19 protein-coding genes and 1 pseudogene are annotated in these 19,560 nt (G+C 64.9%); 9 read left to right on the top strand and 11 right to left on the bottom strand.

Annotated features, from left to right (window positions below; all coding sequences use genetic code 11):
* Positions 1 to 17: 17 nt before the first annotated feature.
* The 7 genes from RHPLAN_RS26370 to RHPLAN_RS26340 form a co-directional block, all read right to left on the bottom strand.
* Positions 18 to 1,337: a TRAP transporter large permease gene (locus RHPLAN_RS26370; protein ID WP_068024329.1), complete on the bottom strand. Its 1,320-nt coding sequence runs from the start codon at positions 1,335 to 1,337 to the stop codon at positions 18 to 20.
* 6 nt (positions 1,338 to 1,343) lie between these two features.
* Positions 1,344 to 1,919 (bottom strand): TRAP transporter small permease, encoded by a 576-nt coding sequence (locus tag RHPLAN_RS26365; RefSeq protein WP_068024326.1) that lies wholly within the window; start codon positions 1,917 to 1,919, stop codon positions 1,344 to 1,346.
* A 6-nt stretch (positions 1,920 to 1,925) separates the two neighbouring features.
* On the bottom strand, positions 1,926 to 2,903 hold the full coding sequence (gene dctP / locus RHPLAN_RS26360; RefSeq protein WP_068024322.1) for a TRAP transporter substrate-binding protein DctP: 978 nt from the start codon (positions 2,901 to 2,903) through the stop codon (positions 1,926 to 1,928).
* Between the two features lie 74 nt (positions 2,904 to 2,977).
* Positions 2,978 to 4,342: an MmgE/PrpD family protein gene (locus tag RHPLAN_RS26355; protein WP_198164498.1), complete on the bottom strand. Its 1,365-nt coding sequence runs from the start codon at positions 4,340 to 4,342 to the stop codon at positions 2,978 to 2,980.
* Positions 4,339 to 5,538: an iron-containing alcohol dehydrogenase family protein gene (locus tag RHPLAN_RS26350; RefSeq protein WP_068024317.1), complete on the bottom strand. Its 1,200-nt coding sequence runs from the start codon at positions 5,536 to 5,538 to the stop codon at positions 4,339 to 4,341. The genes RHPLAN_RS26355 and RHPLAN_RS26350 overlap by 4 nt, the downstream gene beginning before the upstream one ends.
* Before the next feature lie 32 nt (positions 5,539 to 5,570).
* Positions 5,571 to 6,278 carry a flagellar type III secretion system pore protein FliP gene (gene fliP / locus RHPLAN_RS26345; protein WP_068031876.1) on the bottom strand — a complete coding sequence of 236 codons (708 nt, stop codon included), beginning with the start codon at positions 6,276 to 6,278 and terminating at the stop codon, positions 5,571 to 5,573.
* A gap of 41 nt (positions 6,279 to 6,319) precedes the next feature.
* Positions 6,320 to 7,237 carry a flagellar biosynthetic protein FliO gene (locus tag RHPLAN_RS26340; protein WP_068024314.1) on the bottom strand — a complete coding sequence of 306 codons (918 nt, stop codon included), beginning with the start codon at positions 7,235 to 7,237 and terminating at the stop codon, positions 6,320 to 6,322.
* 383 nt (positions 7,238 to 7,620) lie between these two features.
* Here RHPLAN_RS26340 and flgB point away from each other — a divergent pair, with 383 nt between their 5' ends.
* From flgB to cckA, 7 genes are all read left to right on the top strand, one after another.
* Positions 7,621 to 8,019 carry a flagellar basal body rod protein FlgB gene (gene flgB, locus RHPLAN_RS26335; RefSeq protein ID WP_068024311.1) on the top strand — a complete coding sequence of 133 codons (399 nt, stop codon included), beginning with the start codon at positions 7,621 to 7,623 and terminating at the stop codon, positions 8,017 to 8,019.
* A gap of 18 nt (positions 8,020 to 8,037) precedes the next feature.
* Positions 8,038 to 8,448 (top strand): flagellar basal body rod protein FlgC, encoded by a 411-nt coding sequence (gene flgC / locus RHPLAN_RS26330; RefSeq protein WP_068024308.1) that lies wholly within the window; start codon positions 8,038 to 8,040, stop codon positions 8,446 to 8,448.
* A 23-nt stretch (positions 8,449 to 8,471) separates the two neighbouring features.
* Positions 8,472 to 8,777 (top strand): flagellar hook-basal body complex protein FliE, encoded by a 306-nt coding sequence (gene fliE, locus RHPLAN_RS26325; protein WP_068024305.1) that lies wholly within the window; start codon positions 8,472 to 8,474, stop codon positions 8,775 to 8,777.
* 57 nt (positions 8,778 to 8,834) lie between these two features.
* On the top strand, positions 8,835 to 9,101 hold the full coding sequence (fliQ, locus tag RHPLAN_RS26320; RefSeq protein WP_068024301.1) for a flagellar biosynthesis protein FliQ: 267 nt from the start codon (positions 8,835 to 8,837) through the stop codon (positions 9,099 to 9,101).
* A gap of 87 nt (positions 9,102 to 9,188) precedes the next feature.
* Positions 9,189 to 9,959, top strand: coding sequence for a flagellar biosynthetic protein FliR (gene fliR / locus RHPLAN_RS26315; protein ID WP_068024298.1), 771 nt, complete (start codon positions 9,189 to 9,191; stop codon positions 9,957 to 9,959).
* Positions 9,960 to 9,973: 14 nt separating this feature from the next.
* Positions 9,974 to 11,047 (top strand): flagellar biosynthesis protein FlhB, encoded by a 1,074-nt coding sequence (gene flhB, locus RHPLAN_RS26310; RefSeq protein ID WP_068024295.1) that lies wholly within the window; start codon positions 9,974 to 9,976, stop codon positions 11,045 to 11,047.
* Between the two features lie 139 nt (positions 11,048 to 11,186).
* A complete protein-coding gene (cckA, locus tag RHPLAN_RS26305; RefSeq protein WP_068024292.1) occupies positions 11,187 to 13,811 on the top strand; it encodes a cell cycle histidine kinase CckA in 2,625 nt (874 codons plus the stop codon).
* A gap of 26 nt (positions 13,812 to 13,837) precedes the next feature.
* Here cckA and RHPLAN_RS26300 read toward each other — a convergent pair whose 3' ends face one another.
* On the bottom strand, positions 13,838 to 14,821 hold the full coding sequence (locus tag RHPLAN_RS26300; RefSeq protein WP_157100496.1) for a Bug family tripartite tricarboxylate transporter substrate binding protein: 984 nt from the start codon (positions 14,819 to 14,821) through the stop codon (positions 13,838 to 13,840).
* Between the two features lie 285 nt (positions 14,822 to 15,106).
* On the opposite strand from RHPLAN_RS26300, the gene RHPLAN_RS26295 reads away from it, so the two are divergent.
* Positions 15,107 to 17,302, top strand: coding sequence for an SLC26A/SulP transporter family protein (locus tag RHPLAN_RS26295; protein ID WP_068024287.1), 2,196 nt, complete (start codon positions 15,107 to 15,109; stop codon positions 17,300 to 17,302).
* Between the two features lie 3 nt (positions 17,303 to 17,305).
* On the top strand, positions 17,306 to 17,512 hold the full coding sequence (locus RHPLAN_RS26290) for a hypothetical protein (protein ID WP_068024284.1): 207 nt from the start codon (positions 17,306 to 17,308) through the stop codon (positions 17,510 to 17,512).
* Between the two features lie 89 nt (positions 17,513 to 17,601).
* Here RHPLAN_RS26290 and RHPLAN_RS26285 read toward each other — a convergent pair whose 3' ends face one another.
* The 3 genes and pseudogenes from RHPLAN_RS26285 to RHPLAN_RS26275 all read right to left on the bottom strand — a co-directional run bounded on the left by RHPLAN_RS26285 (position 17,602) and on the right by RHPLAN_RS26275 (position 19,493).
* A complete protein-coding gene (locus RHPLAN_RS26285; protein ID WP_068024281.1) occupies positions 17,602 to 17,934 on the bottom strand; it encodes a hypothetical protein in 333 nt (110 codons plus the stop codon).
* Positions 17,931 to 18,975 (bottom strand): annotated as a pseudogene (locus tag RHPLAN_RS26280) (NHL repeat-containing protein). Before RHPLAN_RS26280 ends, RHPLAN_RS26285 begins: the two are co-directional and overlap by 4 nt.
* Positions 18,976 to 19,172: 197 nt before the next feature.
* A complete protein-coding gene (locus tag RHPLAN_RS26275) occupies positions 19,173 to 19,493 on the bottom strand; it encodes a 2Fe-2S iron-sulfur cluster-binding protein (protein WP_068024279.1) in 321 nt (106 codons plus the stop codon).
* Positions 19,494 to 19,560 lie beyond the last annotated feature (67 nt).

Here is a 19,560-nt window from a genome sequence, read left to right as displayed (position 1 = left end):
CGCGAAGCGCGGTCCGGTCACTTGATCGCCAGCGACGGCAGCCAGAGCACCGTCGACGGGAAGAAGATCATAATCAGCATGACAACGAAGTTGAGCAGCAGAAACGGGATCGTGGCGCGGTAGACGTCCATCATTGTGGTGCCGGGCGGCGCCACCGCCTTCATCACAAACAGCCCGAAGCCGAACGGCGGGGAGATCGCGGCCATCTCCATGTTGAGCAGCATGATGGCGCCGAACCAGATCGGCGACAGGTGCAGCGCCTCGATGATCGGGAAATAGATCGGCACGCACAAAAGGATCATGGCGAGCGATTCCATGAACGTGCCGAGCACCAGCAGCACGAGCTGCATGGTGATGACGATCATGACCGGGCTGAGATTGGTCGAGGTCGCGAGATCGACCAGGCCCGCCGACGCGCCGGTGAAGGCCAGCAGCTGGGCGAAGGCGCTGGAGCCTGACAGGATCATCAGGATCATGATCGACGTGCGCAGCGTCGACATGAGGCATTCACGCAGCATCGGCCAGTCGAGCTTGCCGTAAAGGCGCGCCATGATCAGCGCCGAGAGTGCGCCGAGGCCCGCGGATTCCGTGGGCGTTGCGATGCCGAGGAAGATCAGGCCGGTGACAATGAAGATGATAGTGGCGAGCGGGAAGACGTAGACGACCGTGTCGCGGAGCTTCTGCCGGAGCGGCAGGCGCGGTCCGGTGGCGTAGCGCGGCGCGAGATCGGGCTGCAGGATGCAGCGCACGACGACGTAGATGACGTAGGATAGCGCCATCATCAGGCCCGGCACGATGATGGCCATGAGGAATTCGCCGACCGAAAGATCGGCGGTGGCGGCGAGGATCACGCCGAGCGCCGACGGCGGCAGCATGACGGCAAGCCCGCCCGAGCCCATCACCGGACCGAGCGTCATCGGCTGCTTGTAGCCGCGCTTGACCATGTCGGGCACGAGGATGCGGCCGAGCAGCGCCGTGGTTGCGGCACCGGAGCCCGCCAGCGTCGCGAACAGCGTGCCGCCGCCGACCGCCATCAGGCTCAGCCGTCCGGGCACGCGGCCGAGCCAGGCGTCGAGCACGTCCATCAGCCGCGCCGCAAGGCCGGCACGGAACAGCACTTCACCCATCAAAAGGAACAGCGGCACCGGCATGATGGAAAAGTTCGCGACCGAATCCATCACGGCCAGCACCATCTGGTTCAGGCCCGCGACGCCTCCCCAGAAGAACCATGCGCCCAGGATGTTGATCGCCAGAAACGCAAATGCGATCGGCATGCCGATCACCATCAGCGCGCAAAGCCCGCCGACGATGATCGTAAATGCCACCCACCATTCCATGGCGCGTTAATCCACTGTCGGCGGCGGATGGCCGCTGCCGCGCTCGATGTCGCGTCCCGTGACGATGGCGTCGCCGCAGACGATCACCTCGCGCAGGAAGCGCACGGCCAGTACCGCGCTGCCGATCGGGATGACGATGAGCACGATCCAGGTCGGAACCTGGAGCATGGTCGGCTTGAATGCGCCGCGGACGAATTGCATCCACGTCACCTCGGCGCCGAACACGGTCAGCACCAGCGCCACGCCGAGCGAAATCAGGTTGCTCAGAAATGCGCAGACGCGCCGCCAGAACTTCGACATCGCCTGAACGCAGATGTCGATATCGATATGCGCGCCGCGCGGCACCGCCCAGGACGCGCCGAGAAACGTGATGTAGACCAGCGCGTATTCGATGATCTCGTTGCCGCCCGGGATCGGCCGGTTGAACACGTAGCGCAGCGTCACGTCGATGCAGATCAGAATGCCGCAGGCCGCGAGCGCCGCGATGGCGAGGCCGCCGAGCAAGTCCTCGACGCGCACAAGCCGGCGTTCGATGGGCTGCAGCCAGCCCAAGGTCACCTGGCTGTCAGATGCGGAGGTCACCGGACGTCAGTTGCCGGTCATGGAGCGAAGCTTCGCGACGGCATCGGGCGCGCGGTCCTGCAGCGCCTTCCATTCGACGTCGTAGGCCGCCTGCAGATAGCGCTTGTTCTCGTCGTCGGAGAACTTCACCTTCGTGACCTTGTTGCCGATGGCCTTCCACTCCGCTTCGTTCTCGTCGTCGAAGTGCTTGACCATGCGGGTTTCGAACTCCGCGGTCAGCGCGGTGAGGGCGTCCTGGGTTTCCTTCGGCATCGCCTTCCACTTGTCGAGATTGAGCAGCGCGACGACGTTGCTCGCCGGATAGAATGGCAGGTCGACGACGTATTTGGTGCTCTCCAGCCAGCCGCGCTTCAGCGGTCCCGTGACGGGCCAGCCGAAACCATCGACGATGCCGGATTGCAGCGCGGTGTAGACCTCCGGTGCGTTGATCGTCACCGGCACCATGCCGAACTCGCGCATCAAGCGATCGTACAGCACGCCCGAACGCATCTTCAGGCCGCTGAGATCGGCGAGCGACTTCGGCTCCTTCTTGGTCCAAAGATAGAAGGGCGAGACCTGCACGCGGCCGAGATAGCGGGTGTTCATCCGCTTGGCGTGTTCTTCGACCATGAAATCGTAGAAGCCGCTTTTACGCTCCTCGCTCGGGCTGATCTTCGAGAGCACGAACGCCGGCGAAGTCGGGACCTGGTCCTGATAGTCGCCGCTCGGCACGAAAATGATATCGACCACACCGGTTCGCAGCGCCTCGGGCTGCTGGAAACGCGTGATCACCTCAGGGCCGCCGACGAAGTTGATGCGCACCTTGCCGGAGAGCTTGCTGTTGACGTCGCTGACCCAGGTGTTCGCCATGGCGAGCACGGGATCGTTTTTCGGAATGAACGCGACCGCTTTGAGCGTTGTCTGGGCGTTGGCAGCGCTCGAAACTCCGATCACTGCAGAGATGGCGGCGAGACCAAGCGACAGAATTCCATGGAGGGAGCGCATCGCGAACTCCGATAAAGCCGGCAGCGTTCGAGCTTAGACGCGAGGGCAGGGCGGTCAAGGGCGGGAGCCCTGCGTCACGTTGGTCCCGTCATGGCCGTGTGCGCGAGACGCATCAACTTGCGGCCGGCCGGCGTTTCGTCGGTCAGTGCGCGGAGCAGCGCGTCGCATGCGGGGCGGCTGCGGCCGTTCGTGTTGGCGTTGAATTTCGAAATGATGCGCGCCTCTTTGGGCGGCGCGATGCCGACCGTTCGGGAGAGCGGATCGCCGTGATGGAAGGTGACGTCCATCCGGCCGTCAAAGCCCGAGCCAAGCGCCGGATCGGCGGCGCAGACGATGCGCGTTGCGAGCGCCTGAATCGCAGGGTTTTCGATCGTGGCCTGCTCGAGTGTCCTGAGATCGACGCGGCCTTCGATCAAAGCGGCCGCGACCATGAACGGCAGGCTCGCGATCGCCTCCAGGTCATTGCGAGGCGCGATTTTCGATGCGCGCGGCTCGGCCACAATGGGAATCGCCCATGGCGCCATGACGCAGCGCATCGCGGCGATGCTTTCAGTTGAAACATTCTCAGTTGCGAATGTCTGTTCGCGAATCGCAAGCGCGGCATCGATGTAGGGCTGGATGACGTGCGCGCAGGGATAGAGCTTGGCGTGCGCCGATGCGCCGAGCCAGGTTTGACCGAGCCGCTCGGTCAGCTTGTTGAGCTCCGCGTCGGGCTTGCCGAGGAACGCGCCGTAAAGTCCGTAAGCGTGATCGAGGCCATGACGCGGTCCGCGGAAACCGGTTGCGGCAAGCTCCGCGGCGGTCACGCCGCCGTGGGCCGACCATCCGGTGTGCAGCCACTTCGACCAGCCGCCGTCGCCCATGAAGGCAAGGAGCCCGCTGCTCATGCTGGTGGCGAGACTCATGGCGTCGGCGAGTTGCGATGCGTCGAGCCGCTTCACGTATCCGGCTGTCGCTGCCGCAGCGATTGGTCCGATGATGCCGGTGGCGTGGAATCCTCGCGCGTGGAAGCCGCGTCCGGCCACCGCGCCAAGCCGCGCTGCGATCTCGTAGCCCACCGTGATGGCGGCGGTGAGCGTTTCAAACGTGACGTCGGCGGCTTCGCTCGTGGCGAGCGCTGTCGCGATGACGGTGCTGCCGGGATGGACGACCGAGTCGATGAACGTGTCGTCGAAGTCGCGGGCATGGGCGAGACTGCCATGCACCAGCGCGGCCACGGCGGGCAGCGCCGGCGCGCTGCTTCCGATCACCGTTGCACCGGCCCCGGCACTGGCTCCGGCCCAGGCAAGGAGACTTCGGCCCGCGGAATGATCGAGCGCAGCTGCGATCAGGCCGAACGTGTCGAGCAGCCGCATCCGCGCCAGTCGATGCTGCTCGGCGGGAATGCGGTCCGGCGTGAGCGTGCTGATCCACTGCGCCAGATCGTCGAGCGCGGTCACCACACGCTCCGGATCAGCGCCAGCACCTCGTCCTCGGTCATCGGGCGCGGCAGATTCGCCATCATGTAGTCGAACATCGTGAGCCGCGCGATCTCGGGCAACTCGCTCTCCTCGACACCGACGTCGCGCAGCCGTTTGGGCACCGGCAACTGGCCGACGAACGTGGCGATGCGTTCGGCGCATTCGGCGCCGTCGCGGTCGGGCGAAGCGGATCGCGCGCCGCCGAGCGCTTCCAGCAGCAGCGATTGCTCGCCGCCGATGGTCGGCAGCAGATGGCGCATCGCAGGTGCGAGCAGGATCGAGTGCGAGATGCCGTGCTGCAGGCCGTAGCGTCCGCCGACGATATGGCCGATGGCATGAACCACCGAGACCATGGCGTTGATCGCAGCCATCCCGGACATCGTGCAAGCCATCTGGGTGGCGGCACGTGCGTCGAGATCGAAGGGCTCGGCGACCGCGCGGGGCAGGGACTGGTACAGCAGCCGCGCGGCATGAAGACCCAGGCCGGTCGAGATCGGATGCCGATAGGCCGAATAGAGCGTCTCGATGGCACGCGCCATCGCGGTCATGCCGGTGGCGGCGGTGAGCGCGGCCGATGCATGCACCGCCATCTCGGGGTCGAGCACGGTCGCGGACGGCGTCAGATCATCGTCCCAGAACAGAAGCTTCATCCGCGACTGTGGATCGCGGGAAGCCGCCGTCGGCATCACATCGGACGCCGACCCTGCCGTGGTGGGCACCGCGATATGCGGGACGGTGCGCTTGGGCAATGCGCGCTTCTCCATCGCGCCGCCCGGCGAATAGCTGATCGCATAGGGCTTGAGATCGCCGCCGTCGGTCGCGAGCCGGATCTGCAAGGCCTTGCCGGCATCGATGGCCGAACCGCCGCCGACCGTGACGATCGTGTCGGCAGCGCTCTCGCGGAAGACGCCGAGGCAGCGCTCGACCATTTCGACCGGCGTGTGCGACTTCGCCTCGGCAAACACCGTGGCGAGCCGGTCGCCGAGGCCGGCCTTCACCTTGCCCAGCATGTCGGTGCGGGCCACCGTCGAGCCGCAGATCACCAGCGCCCGTTTGCCGCCGACCTGGCCGACCACTTCGCCGAGCCGCGCGACCGCGCCGCGGCCGGACACGATCCGCCCTGGCCAATAGCCGAAATCCACCGGCAATGCGGTGCCGCTTTTTCCTTCGATCATCGATCGAGTTTCAGCGATCGGCGAGTCGCTGTCTACCCGCCGCCGTAGCTCTGCACCAATGAGCCCGCGACGAGGCTCCAGCCGTCGACCAGCACGAAGAAGATCAGCTTGAACGGCAGCGACACCACGACCGGCGGCAGCATCATCATGCCCATCGACATCAGCACCGAGGCCACGACGAGGTCGATGATCAGGAAGGGCAGGAACAAGAGGAAGCCGATCTCGAAGGCACGCTTCAATTCCGAGATCATGAAGGCCGGAATGAGAATGCGCAGCGAGACCTGATCCGGTGTGGTCGGCAGCGCTTCCTTCGACAGGTCGTTGAACAGCTTCAAGTCCTTGTCGCGGACGTTCTTCAGCATGAACTGCTTGAAGGGGCCCGACGCCCGCTCGAACGCGACTTCGGCGGTGATTTCGTTGGCGACCAGCGGCCTGATGCCGACGTCATAGGAGCGCTGGAACGCTGGTCCCATCACGAAGGCGGTGAGGAACAGCGCAAGCGACATGATCACTGCATTCGGCGGCGCGGTCGCGGTGCCGAGCGCGGTGCGCAGCAGCGACAGCACCACGACGATCCGGGTGAATGAGGTCATCATCACGAGGATCGACGGTGCGAGCGACAGCACCGTCATCAGGGCGATGAGTTGAATGACTCGTTCGGTCAGGCCAGAGCCCTGGCCAAAGTTGATGCTGACGTCTTGGGCGTGCGCGGGTACGGAGAGAAGGAGCGCTATCGCCACCCCCGTCGTGAGACGGACGCAGGCGGCGAACGTGTTTTTCGTCAAGTCTTCCCGGGCTTGTTCAAGAGGCTGGCCATTTCCTGTTCGAGATTGTTCGGCTGCGCGGCGGCTGTCTGCGTGTTGCCCTTAGGTTGCGCCCCGACTACGACACGCGGTTGACGGGCTGGAGCTTTCGCTTCGGGCGCAACTGCGACGCGGCTGGTTCCGGCCTCGGCGATGACCTTGGGTGTGGCAGGCCGGCGAAGCGCAGCCTCCAGGCGTTGCGCCATTTCGGCGAGGCTTTGATCGGGGGGCGGGGCCGGAGGCTGCGGCGCGACAGCGACCGGAGCAGGGGCTGGTGGCACAGCTTCGGGCTGCGCGACGCGCGGGGCCTGCGGCTGCGACAATTCCTGAGCGAGGCTTGCGAGCGTATCGGCCGGCCGCACCGGGCGAACCGGCGGTGCCGGCATGACCGGCTGGGCGTGAATGGGCGGCGGTGCCTGCACGGCGGGGGAGGCGATCTCGGGCGTATCCCAGGCGTCGTCGGCGGCAACGCGTGGCGCGGCGCGCATGACGGGTGCAGGCTGAGGCTGTGGCGCAACATCGGGCTGCCACGGCGCGGGTTCCGGCACCGCACGCAACTGCGGCTCGTTGCCGTTGCGCGCCGGCGTGCCTTCACGCGCGGCAAGCGGGCCGGCGCGCAGGATGTTGGTTTCCACCACCACGTCGGTCGGGCCGCCGATCATCAGCAGATGCTCGGCGTTGTCGCGGCGAACGATGACGAGCTTGCGCCGGCCGTCGATGGCGGCGGCGTCGACCACGGCCAGTCGCGGCTGGCGGCCACGAGCCGCGGGATCGATGCGTGTTGCGCCGAAGCGGCGCACCAGCCAGGTCGCCGCGCCGATCAGCAGCAGGACGACAACGAATGCGATGACGAAGTTCACGGGTGTCGGTAGATCCACGCCGAACAGGCTGTTCATCGGTTTTCCCCCCGAAGCCGCAGGCAAACAAGCCCAAAAGGCGCCGAAGCATCTAACGCTTGAGCGATTTCGCCCGGTGTTCGACCCCCGCCGAAACCGAACGACCAACCCGAATCCACGCCAAAGTCGTTAACGCCGCGGGCAACAATTGCCGCCCGGAACCTTAACAAATCGCTAACGGCTTTGCGCGGTCTCGAATCAGCCACGCCAGGGATAGTGATTCGCTTGGTAAACGGCAGTTTGATGGCACGCAAGCATGTTCCGCTTTGGAACGGCTTTAACGCTTCATTAACCATACACCGGGCAAAGTCTGCCCACCTGTTCGGCGTGCCACCCGTAACGGAGCCGCGCCGCGGCTCGCGAAGAATTCGCGAGGAACTGCCTTGTCCATCACCGATCTCCCGCTGTTTTCGATGCTGCGCAGCCGTATGCAGTGGCATCAGGAGCGGCAGCGCGTCCTGGCTCAAAACGTCGCGAATTCCGACACCCGCGACTTCCAGCCGCGCGATCTCAATCCGCTGAAATTCGAGAATGTCGAGCCCGGCATGATGACGGTGTCGCTGCGGCGGACCGAGAGCAATCACATGAATGCGTCGGGCGGTTCCGCGACCGGCTTTCAGACCGGCCAGTCGCGCGGTTTCGAATCGCGCGTGAGCGCCACCGCGGTCAATCTCGAGGACGAGATGATGAAGGTCGCAGCCAACCAGATGGACTACCAGGCCGCGAGCTCGCTCTACATCAAGAGCCTCGGCCTCATCAAAATCGCCATCGGCAAACGCTAAGCAGTCAAGCGAGGGTTCATGGACTTCCTCAAATCGATCGCCGTCGCAGCTTCCGGACTCCGCGCCCAATCCGGCCGCATGCGGATCATTGCCGAGAACATCGCCAACTCGGATTCGACCGCGCCGACGCCCGGCGCCGATCCGTATCGCCGCAAGGTCGCGACCTTCAAGAACGAGATGGACAAGGAGCTCGGCGTTCCGCTGGTGGCGCTCGGCCGCGTGCAGAACGATCCGTCGGAATTCCGCGTCAAGCACGAGCCGGGGCATCCCAATGCCGACGAAAACGGCAACGTGAAGTATCCGAACGTCAATGCGTTGGTCGAAATGACTGACTTGCGTGAGGCTCAGCGGTCGTATGAGGCGAACATCAATGTGATCAGCGCCTCGCGTCGAATGATCCAGCGTACCATCGATATCCTCAAATCCTGAAAATCCCGATCCGGAGACAAGAAATGGCTTCCCCGACACTTGCGGCTAACGCCTACAACAATCTTGCACGCTTGGCGGACCCGACAGGGCCGATGAAATCCACGGGCGAGGGCCCGAGCTTCGGCGAGCTGGTGAAGGAAGCGCTCGGCTCGCTGACGCAGTCCTCGCGCGCGTCCGATGCGCAATCGCAGGCGCTCGCCGCCGGCAAGGCTAACATCGTCGATGTCGTCACTGCGGTCGCCGAGACCGAAGTGGCGATCGATACCCTCGTGTCGGTGCGCGACAAGGTCGTGTCCGCCTACGAGGAAATCATGAAGATGCCGATCTGAAATTTGCGAGTCTTCTGATCCACGCAAGGGGGCGAATCAGAAGCGGAAAGATATGGAATGAACGGAGCCGAAGTTCTCGACGTTGCACGCGATGCGATCATCACGCTGGTGCTGGTGTCGAGCCCCTTGATGTTGGTGGGGCTCGCCATCGGCGTCGCCATTTCGCTGTTTCAGGCACTCACCCAGATTCAGGAAATGACGCTGGTGTTCGTGCCGAAGATCCTCGCGATCTTCGCCGCCATGCTGCTCACGCTGCCGTGGATGGCCGATACGCTGCAGGGGCACATGGCGCGCGTGGCGATGCGCATCATTCACGGTGGTTGAGCGCTGGCGAGCGATAGCGAGCGGCCAGCGCGAGCACGTTAAATTTTCGACGGCCTTGGTGCAGCCGCGTAGTCAAGGACGCGTGCGATGAAGATCGACGTCTCGTTCCTGCCGACCCTGGCCGCGGCCTTCATGCTGTGCTTCTCGCGCATCGGTACCATGCTGATGCTGCTGCCGGGGCTCGGCGAGCTCACAGTGTCGTCGCGGGTGCGGCTGACGATGGCGCTGGTTCTGACCATGCTGATCCTGCCGCTGCACCGCGACGCCTATCATCTCGACCTGAACTCCTTTGGGCCTGTGCTGACGGCGTTGTTCCAGGAGATGGTGGTTGGCACGGTGCTGGGCCTGCTGGCGCGGCTCACGGTTTCGGCGCTGCAGGTCGCGGGCGTGGTGGTCGCTCAGCAAATGGGATTGGGCTTCGTCACCGCGGTCGATCCGACCCAGGGCCAGCAGGGCATGATCGTCGGCAATTTCCTCGCCGTGCTCGGCATCACCATGATCTTCGCCACCGATCTGCATCATCTGGTGATCATGGCGCTGAACGACAGCTACAACATCTTCAAGCCCGGCGAGGTCCCGGTGATGGGTGACGTCGCCCAGGTGCTGAGCACCACGGTCGCCGGCGCATTCCGCATCGGCGTGCAGATCGCGGCTCCCTTCCTGGTGTTCGGACTCCTGTTCAACATGGGGCTCGGCATTCTCTCGAAGCTGATGCCGCAGATGCAGGTGTTCTTCGTCGGCATGCCGCTGTCGATCATGGTCGGCTTTCTGATCCTGTTCATGGTGGTCGGCGCCATGATGACGGTCTTCCTCAACTATTCCGGCAGTGTGCTTCATCTGCTGGCACCTTCAGGCTGATGCGGGAGTGACGCATGGCTGAAGGTGAGAACGACAGTGATCGTTCAGAAGACCCTAGTGCGAAACGTCTCGAAGAGGCGCTGGAGCGTGGCGACGTCGTCAAGAGCCAGGAGGTCTCCACCTGGTTCGTGATCGGCGCCGGCGCCTTGATGCTCTCGGCGTTCTCCAGTCAGATGAGCGGCGGTCTCTCTACGACGCTCCGCGGCATCGTCGCGAATTCCTATCAGATCCCGGTCGACTCCCGGGGACTGATGGTGATGCTCAGCCGGATCGAGAGCGAGGTGCTGGCCGCGATTGCCCTTCCGCTCGGCGTGCTCGCGCTCGCCGCCCTGATCGGCAACGTCATTCAGCATCGGCTGGTGTGGTCGGCCGAATCGCTTTCGCCCAAGTTCTCGAAAATTTCGCCGCTCGCCGGCGCCAAGCGCCTGTTCTCGATGCAGGCGCTGGTCAATTTCGTCAAAGGCCTGGCCAAGATCCTGGGCCTCGGCGCCGTCATGACGGCGTTGTTGTGGCCGCAGCGGCACCGGCTCGACGCGCTGGTGTCGACCGATATCCTCAGCACACTGCTGCTGACCCGTTCGCTCGCCCTCGACATGTTCGGCGCGGTGGTCGCGATCCTGTTCCTGATCGCGGCGGCGGATTACCTCTACCAGTACCGCACTTGGTTCGAGCGCCAGAAGATGTCGATGCGAGAACTCAAGGAGGAGTTCAAGCAGACCGAAGGCGACCCGATGATCAAGGGCAAGATCCGCCAGCTGCGCCAGCAGCGCATGCGCAAGCGCATGATGGCGGCGGTGCCCAAGGCCTCGGTGGTCATCACCAACCCGACACACTATGCAGTGGCACTGCAGTACGAGAAGGGCATGGAGGCGCCGATCTGCGTCGCCAAGGGCGCCGACAACATGGCGCTCAAGATCCGCGAGATCGCCAAGCAGCATTCGGTGCCGATCGTCGAAAACCCGCCGCTCGCGCGTGCGTTGCACGCGTCGGTCGAGGTCGACGATGAGATTCCGACTGAGCATTACAAGGCTGTCGCCGAGGTGATCGGCTACATCACGAAGCTCCGCCGCGCCGCGAGCAGGCGTTAGTGCGGCAGAGAAGACTCAGCCTCCAGGTTCCTTTCACGAAAACTGCGAATTTGCTTGCCTCATGGGGCTGCTCTGAGGCACCAAAGAGGCTGATTCGTTGCGTCGTGTTGCAGTCCCCGCACCGGGCAATGAACCAGCAATGGCAAATCAGGACGTGAGCGAAACCTTCCGGCCTCCCGCGGTTGACCGTAGCCATTCCGGATCGCGAGGCGGCAGCATCGGGATGGTGTTGCTCGTGGCGTTGGCGCTGGTCGGGGCCGCCGTAGGCCTGCTGCTGATCGGCCGCAACAACGCCACGCCCTATATCCTCGCTTTGCTGGCGCTCCTCGCCATGGTCGGCGTGTTCTCGCTGTTCGCGCTCGCGACCGACATCCTGCGCGTCGGCGGCCGTGACGGCGCCCATCCGATGCTGCAGGCCGTGGTCGACGAGGCGGTCGACGGCCTTCTGATCACCGACCCGCGCGGCCGGGTGATCTACGCCAACGCCGCCTATCTCGATCTGGTCGATGCCCGCGACACCGACGACGTCCGTCCGATCGAACGGGTGTTCATCGGCGACCCCGACGTCTCCGAGGCGGTCTACCGCCTGCTGAAGGCCGCCCGCGAGGGCCGGCGCGCCCAGGAGGAGGTGCGGGTCACGGGCCTCAAGGGCCGGCCGGTGAGCTGGTTGCGGCTTCGCGTCAGTCCGCTGCGCGATGGCAAGCGCTTCGGCGAGCTCACGGTCTGGGGTGTCACCGACGTGTCGCGCGACCGCGAGCGCCAGGAGAACATCTTCCAGGAGCTGCAGCACGCCATCGACTATCTCGACCATGCGCCGGCCGGCTTCTTCTCGGTCGATGCCAAGGGCGAGCTTCGCTACATCAACGCCACGCTCGCGACCTGGCTCGATCACGATCTCGCCCAGGTCGGCTCCGGCGGGCTGATGCTCTCCGACATCGTCTCGGGCAACGGCGCGTCGCTCCTCACCACGCTCGGTGCTGCGCCCGGCGAGGTTCGCACCGAGCTGATGGACGTCGACTTCAAGACCCGCACCGGCCGCACGCTGCCGGTGCGGCTGTTTCACAAGGTCGCGTTCGGCGCCGATGGCACGCCTGGCGCCTCGCGCACCCTGGTGCTCAACCGCGCGCAGGATCGTGCCGGTGAGGGCGCCGCAGACGACACCCAGCGTTCGGCCGAAGTGCGCTTCATGCGCTTCTTCCAGTCGACGCCGATGGCCATTGCCGCTGTCGACAAGAACGGCAAGATCTCGCGCAGCAATTCGCTGTTCGCCCGTCTGTTTCCCTCCACCACCAAGGACGCCGACAGCCGCTCCATCCTCGCCGTCGTGTCGGACCGCGACCGCGCCGCGCTCGAAGCTGCGATCCGCTCGGCGGCCGCGGGGCAGAGCGAGATCGCGCCGGTCGACGCCTCGCTCACCGGCAACGGCGGCGACCGCTGGGGCCGCTTCTACGTCTCGCCGGTGAAAGAGGACGACACCGAGACGGCGATCGTCTACGTGCTCGACACCACGAGCCAGCGCGTCACCGAGAACCAGCGCGATCAGGCGGAGAAGATGAAATCGGTCGGCCAGCTCGCCGGCGGCATCGCCCACGACTTCAACAACGTGCTGTCCGCCATCATGATGGCGACCGACTTCCTGCTGAACGCGCACAAGCCGACCGATCCGTCGTTCCAGGACATCATGCAGATCAAGCAGAACGCCAACAGGGCCGCGAGCCTGGTGCGGCAACTGCTGGCGTTCTCGCGCCGCCAGACCTTGCGGCCGCAGGTCATCGATCTTGGTGAGACGCTGTCCGATCTCGGCATGCTGCTGAAGCGCCTCCTGGGAGAGCGCGTCACGCTCGACGTCAAGCACGCGCGCGACCTGTGGCCGGTGAAGGCCGACATCTCGCAGTTCGAGCAGGTGATCGTGAATCTCGCGGTCAACGCCCGCGACGCCATGCCGAACGGCGGCAAGCTTTCGATCCGCACCGCCAATGTCACGGCCGCGGAGGCCGCGAAGTTCAATTACACCGGGATGCCCGCGGCCGATTACGTGCTGGTGGAGACCGTCGACAACGGCACCGGCATTCCGCCCGACATCATCGGCAAGATTTTCGATCCGTTCTTCTCGACCAAGGAAGTCGGCAAGGGCACGGGCCTCGGTCTCTCGACCGTCTACGGCATCATCAAGCAGACCGGCGGCTTCGTTTATCCGGAGTCCGAGGTCGGCCAGGGCACCACGTTCCGCATCTTCCTGCCACGCCATGTGCCCGGCATCGAAGAGACCAACGTCGAGACGCTGCCCGAAACCACATCGCCAGCCATCGCACCCTTTCAGCCGGCCGCCGCCGCAGCAACCGTTGCGGTCGCAGCCGCACCGGCCGCAAAGCCTGCGCCGGCAGCCGATCTGACCGGCCACGGCACCATTCTTCTTGTCGAGGATGAGGAAGGGCTCCGCGCGCTCAATGCCCGCGGCCTCACTTCGCGCGGCTACACCGTGCTCGAGGCAGGCAACGGCGTCGAGGCGATGGAGGTGTTCGCCGAGAACGGCGGCAAGGTCGATCTCGTCGTCTCCGACGTGGTGATGCCGGAGATGGACGGCCCGACGCTCCTGAAAGAGCTGCGCCAGAAGAATCCGGAGCTGAAGATCATCTTCGTCTCGGGCTATGCCGAAGAGGCCTTCGAGAAGAGCCTGCCCAAGGGCCAGCAGTTCAATTTCCTGGCCAAGCCATTTACGCTGAAGCAGCTCATCGCCCAGGTGAAGGAGACGATGGCGGGGTAGGCCGTGTCGCCGCGGCTTTACAATCGTCACTTCTGCTGCGCGCGGGCCACGTCGGCCAGCACCGGATTCCATCGGCTCTGCTGACTTTGGACGAAGGCCTGCGTTTCGTCAGCCAGCATCGGCCGGGTATAACTGCCGAGCTTGGCGAGCTTTTGGTTGAGCTCGGGATCCTTGGCGATCTTGTAAAGATCCTCGCTCACCTTGCGCACGATGGCGTCAGGTGTTCCCACCGGCGCGACAAGAATGCCCCAGCCAGTCGCAATGAAATCCGGGATTGTCTCCGCCACCGCTGGAACGTCCGGGAAATCGCCCAGACGTTTGGCCGATGCCACGGCGATCAGCTTGATCGCACCCGACCGCGCCGAGGCGGCAATGCCGGAGTATCCTTCGACGATCATTCCGACGCGTCCGGTCGCGACGTCGCTGACGCCTTGCGCGGGGCCACCGGCGGTGTAGGGCACGAGCTGAAGCTTGATGTCGGCTTCGCGTTGCAACAGCTCGCCGGTCAGGTGGGTGAGCCGTCCGATCCCGGTCGCGGCGTAGGAGATTGCGCCGGGTTTTTTCTTAGCGAGCGCGATCAGCTCTGCGAGCGATTTGACGCCGAGGCTCGGCGAGACCGCGATGAACATCGGATTTTCGGCGACGAACCCGATTGGCAGGAAGTCCTTCGGCACGTGCAGGGGTACGTTCGCCGCCGCCGGGTGCAGCGTCACGAACGTCGACAGCACCGGCTGATAGAGCGTGTAGCCGTCGGGCGCGGCTTCTGCGGCCGCCCGCGCGGCGAGGCTGCCGCCGGCGCCGGGGCGGTTGACCACCACAACCTGCTGGCCCCAGGCCTTGGTCAGCTCCTCGGCAATGAACCGCAGGGCCACGTCAGGCGTGCTGCCGGCCGGAGAGTCCGCGATGATCTGTACCGGTTTGTCCGGGTAGGCGCCCGTCTCGGCGTAAGTCGGGATCGTCGATGCAGCCAACACGGCAGTCAGTGCGCACCAGCGCCAGAATGCTTTCATGGTGTCCTCCAGCGAATGCGCGCCCGCCGATTTGTCCACCCGCTGGATTGAACCTTGACGATGTCTACCAGTTCCAAAAAGTCAGCAGTGTTGTCCTGACCGCCGCTGAACGCCGGGACAGAGCGTCGCAGTTGCCGGGGGATATGAGCCGTCGGCAAGAAGGTCCGTGCCGCAAGTGCGCCGCGGATGCGCGGCGCTTGCTGGGATGAGGCGAACAGAGGTCATTGACCTGACATGTTCCGCACGCCACAACCGACGGTCTCAATTGCAGAGACTTCTTCGCGTATGACCGACCGTATTACCGGATCGCTGCGCTCCGACCTGACCGGCGGTCTGGTCTCGTCGGCCATCGCCATTCCGCTTGCGATCGGCTTTGGCATGTTCGCCTTCGTCGCCCTGGGCGACGGATACTTCGCATACGGCGCCTTCGCGGGTCTGATCTCGGCGCTGATCGCGGGCATTGTCTGTGTGGTACTGGGCGACCGTTCGGCGATGGTCTATGCGCCGCGTATCACCACCACCTTCTTCCTCGGGCTGCTGCTCTATTCCTTGGTTCATTCCGACTTCGCTGCGCTGCAAAAGCCGGCGGCGCCGGCAATCCTCCTGGTGTTCTTTGCCATCGTCCTGCTCGGCGGCATATTCCAGGCGCTGTTCGGATTGTTGCGGCTCGGCACGCTGATCAAGTTCGCGCCGCATCCGGTGATGGCCGGCTTCCAGAACATGGCGGCGGTGCTGCTGTTTCTCGTGCAGCTCGGCAACGTGCTGGGCTACGAGCGCAGCATCAGCTTCCGCCAGGTGCATCATTATCTGTCCTCGGCGCACCCGCTGAGCGTCGCGGTCGCGGCGCTGACGTTCGCGGCGATGTGGTACGCCAGAAAGATCACCACAAAAATCCCACCGCTTCTGGTCGGGCTCGGCGTGGGACTCGTGGCGTATTACGGATTGAGGCTTGTTGGTCTGTCCGCATATCTCGGTCCGACGATCGGCCCGCTGACCGCGAGCGCCGCGATGCGCAGTGTGCTGGTCGATTTCACCGGCTTCACCATGGAGGGCACGCTGCTCAAGGCCGCGCCCGCCATTTTATCCGGCGCGCTGGCGCTCGCCATGATCGCCGCGATCGACGCGCTCTTGTGCGCCAAGCTCGCCGGCTCGCCGGGGGAGCTCCGCACCGACGGCGACCGGCTGCTGGTGCGGCTCGGTCTTGCCAATGCGGTATCGGGCGCCTTCGGCGGCATCACCAGCGGCATCAACATCGGCCCGAGCGTCACCAACCGCGCCTTTGGCGGACGGACCTGGGTGTCGGTCGTAGTCAACGCACTGATGCTGCTGATCGCCGCGACCGTGCTGTTTCCGCTGGTGACCACCATGCCGCGCGTCGTGCTGTCGGCGCTGATTATGGTGATCGCGGTCCAGCACATCGATCCGTGGACCAAGGACGCCCTGGCCGCGTTGCTCAAGCCTGCGACGCCGCATCGCAGCACCGTCGCGCTCGATCTCGCGGTCGCGCTGTTCGTCTCGGTGCTGTCGATCGTGGTCAATGTGGTGCTCGCGGTGTTCATCGGGCTTGCGCTCGCGGTGCTGCTGTTTGTCGTCCGGATGAGCCGCTCCAACGTGCGGCGGCTCTATCGTTGCGACAAGGTGCGATCGCGCAAGTCGCGCAGCGCGCGCACGATCGCGGTACTGGAAAAGCAGGGCGCGGCCATCCTGGTGATCGAATTGCAGGGCGCGCTGTTCTTCGGCAGCGCCGAGCGGCTGGCGCAGATGGTCGCCCGCGAGACTGCGTCCGGCACCAGCGCTGTGCTGCTCGATCTGCGCCGCGTCACCGACGTCGACTCCACCGGCGCGCGGATTCTCTGCGACATCGATCAGGCGCTGGCGCAGCGGAACATCAGGCTGGCGCTGGTCTATGCCGCGCGCACCGCAGCGCCAGGCCTCGCCGGCGCCTTCAGCGCCCGCGACCGGGTGTTTCCCGATGTCGACCGCGCTATCGAGTGGGCCGAGGACGGGCTTTTGGGCGCGACAGCCACGCCGGAAACCACTGGCGAGATCGCGCTCGATCGCGTGTCGATCCTGCGCGACTTTTCATCCGGTGAGATCGCAGCGCTCACGCGCCATCTCGATCTCGTCAGCTGGCCCGCGGGCCAGGTGGTCTTCCGGCAGGGCGATCCCGGCACGGCGCTCTACCTCGTGACCAAGGGGCGGGCCAGCGTGCACATCCGCCACTCCGACGGGGAGATCAGGCTGGTCACGTTCGTACCCGGCACGGTGTTCGGCGAGCTTGCGATCCTCGACCGCGGGCCGCGCTCGGCGACCGTCACGGCCGACGAGGATATGCTGGCGTTCGCACTGACCGGGGAGGGGTTCGACGCGCTGCGCGAGTCGGAGCCTGCGGTCGCGATCAAGCTTTTGGCCGCGCTCGGCCGCGAGCTGAGCGTGCGGCTGCGCTCGGCCAATCTGACCATTCAGCAGCTGGAAATTTAGGCGATGAACGACCGGCTCGAACCGCCGCAGACGCCCGAGGACGAGGCGCGCGACCGCCGCGCTGCGAACATTTTTCTCGCGGTTGCGGGTGTGGTGATCGTCGGCGTTGGCATCTGGCTCGGCAATGCGCTGGTCGCGGCGCGCAAGGCTGACGAATGCATGGCGACCGGCCGTCGCAATTGCAATCCGATCGAGTTGCCGGTGCGATAGCGTTTTTGTACGCCGCCGTTTTTTGTCGAAGGCCCCTCAGGATGACGGGGCAAAGGCACGCCCGCTTCAATACGGAAAATCGAGCGCCCTTACTTCGCGAGCGACTCGATGTTGACCTCTTCCACCGGCTCCTTGACGTAGCGGCGCGTCGAGCGGCGCGGCGGATCCCACTGGCAGCGATAGGCGATGAAGTCGCCCGGCACGCGATGGATGCTGGTCGCCACCGGATACTTGCCGTTCGACTTGCAGTTGGCCTCGGCCATGGCGAAAGCGTTCTTCTCGTTCTCGGGCGACCACGGAATGATGCCGCCAGTGTCGTTGCCCTTGTGGCCATAGACGCTGTTGGTCAGATCATTCCAGGCGCTGGCCTGCGAGACCACCGCAACGCTCAAGACTCCTGCCACCACCAGCGCCCTGATCATTCCACTCTCCTGAACTTCTGCACCCGGCGTCCGTACCCGACCTCGGCAGTATATAGATTGCCTTTGGAATCGATAGCGAGGTTGTGGACCCATTTGAACTGTCCCGGCTGGCGGCCGGTCCGGCCCCATTTGGCCAATTCCCGTGGCGCCGTCGGCCACGAAAATGAATTTCTGAGCGTTGTCTTCCGACAACACCAGGTCCCAGACCGAGCCGTTCTGCAGGGTGGCGGTGGAGACCCGAAATTCCTTCACGAAGGTGCCGTCCTTGCGGAATACCTGGATGCGGTCGTTGGCGCGGTCGCAGACGTAAACCAGCCCGTCATTGGCGATCCGCACGCAGTGCACCGGGTTGGAGAACTGCGCCGAGGGCGCTGCGTCCGGCCGGTAGGGCGGCGTCTTCTCGTCGCCCGGCGGCTTGCCGTAGGCGCCCCACATCCGCTTGAACGCGCCGGTGTTCAGGTCGAACACGATCACCCGGTGATTGCCGTAGCCGTCGGCGACGTAGATTTCGTTCGCCGCCGCGTCGGTCATCATGTGGGCGGGGCGGCCGAGGCGGGTTTGCGACAGCGAGCCCTTGGTGCCGTCGTCCTTGCCGATCTGCTGCAGGAACTTGCCGTCCGGCGTGAACTTCAGAATCTGGTCGCCGTCGTTGTTGCCGCCCAGCCAGACATTGCCGTCGCCATCGATGTGGATGCCGTGCTCGTTCTTGACCCAATGGCCGGGGACGGGACCCCAGGAGGCGAGCAGGTTGCCCTCTTGATCGAACTTCAGCACCGGCGGTGCGGCCTTGCAGCAGATCGTCTCGGGCGGATTTTTCTCTGCGCCCTTTTCGTCGTCGAGCAGCGTCGCCGGACGGTGGATGACCCAGATGTTGTCCTGACGGTCGACGGCGATGCCGGCGACCTGGCCGAGGATCCAGTTGTCCGGGAGCGGCTTCGGCCAGAACGGCTCGGGCTGGAATTTCGGCACCGCCTGATCGGCGGCCATCGAGGGCGAAACCGCAACGGCGATCAGCGCGAGCGCCAGGGCACAAGCACGCATTATGGAGCCTCCCAGCAATGCCGCCTGTTTCGCGCGCGGCGACCGGCGGCTTGGTGGGGATATTAGAGAACGCGATCTCCGCTGTCATTCCGGGGCGCGCCGTCAGGCGCGAACCCGGAATCCAGATACATCGGCGCTGCCTGCTTGTCTGGATTCCGGGTTCGCGGACTTCGTCCGCGCCCCGGAATGACCGCGGCCTAAATCTGCCTGGCCGGCGTGGTGACGATCAGCCCGTCGAGCTCGTCGGTGACCTTGATCTGGCACGACAGCCGCGAGTTTTCCTGAAGGTCATGGGCGGTGTCGAGCATGTCGTTCTCATCGAGCTCGGGCGGCGGCAGCTTGTCGACCCAGTCCTCGTCCACATAGACGTGGCAGGTCGCGCACGAGCACGAGCCGCCGCAGGTGGCGAGGATGCCCGGGATGTCGTTGTTGATGGCGGTTTCCATCACGGTCGAGCCGGCTTCGGCCTCGACGGTGCGTTCGGTCCCGTCCTGTTCGATGTAGGTGATTTTCGGCATGGTGGTTGGGTAGGATCGTCCGGGTTTCTTGGCGCTTGTCGGTTTTATAGACCAGACTATCATCGCC

It is taken from the genome of Rhodoplanes sp. Z2-YC6860 (assembly GCF_001579845.1).
Taxonomy (GTDB): Bacteria; Pseudomonadota; Alphaproteobacteria; order Rhizobiales; family Xanthobacteraceae; genus Z2-YC6860.
The sequence above is the reverse complement of the archived record's forward strand: the minus strand, read 5'-3'. Positions and strand labels throughout refer to the sequence as shown.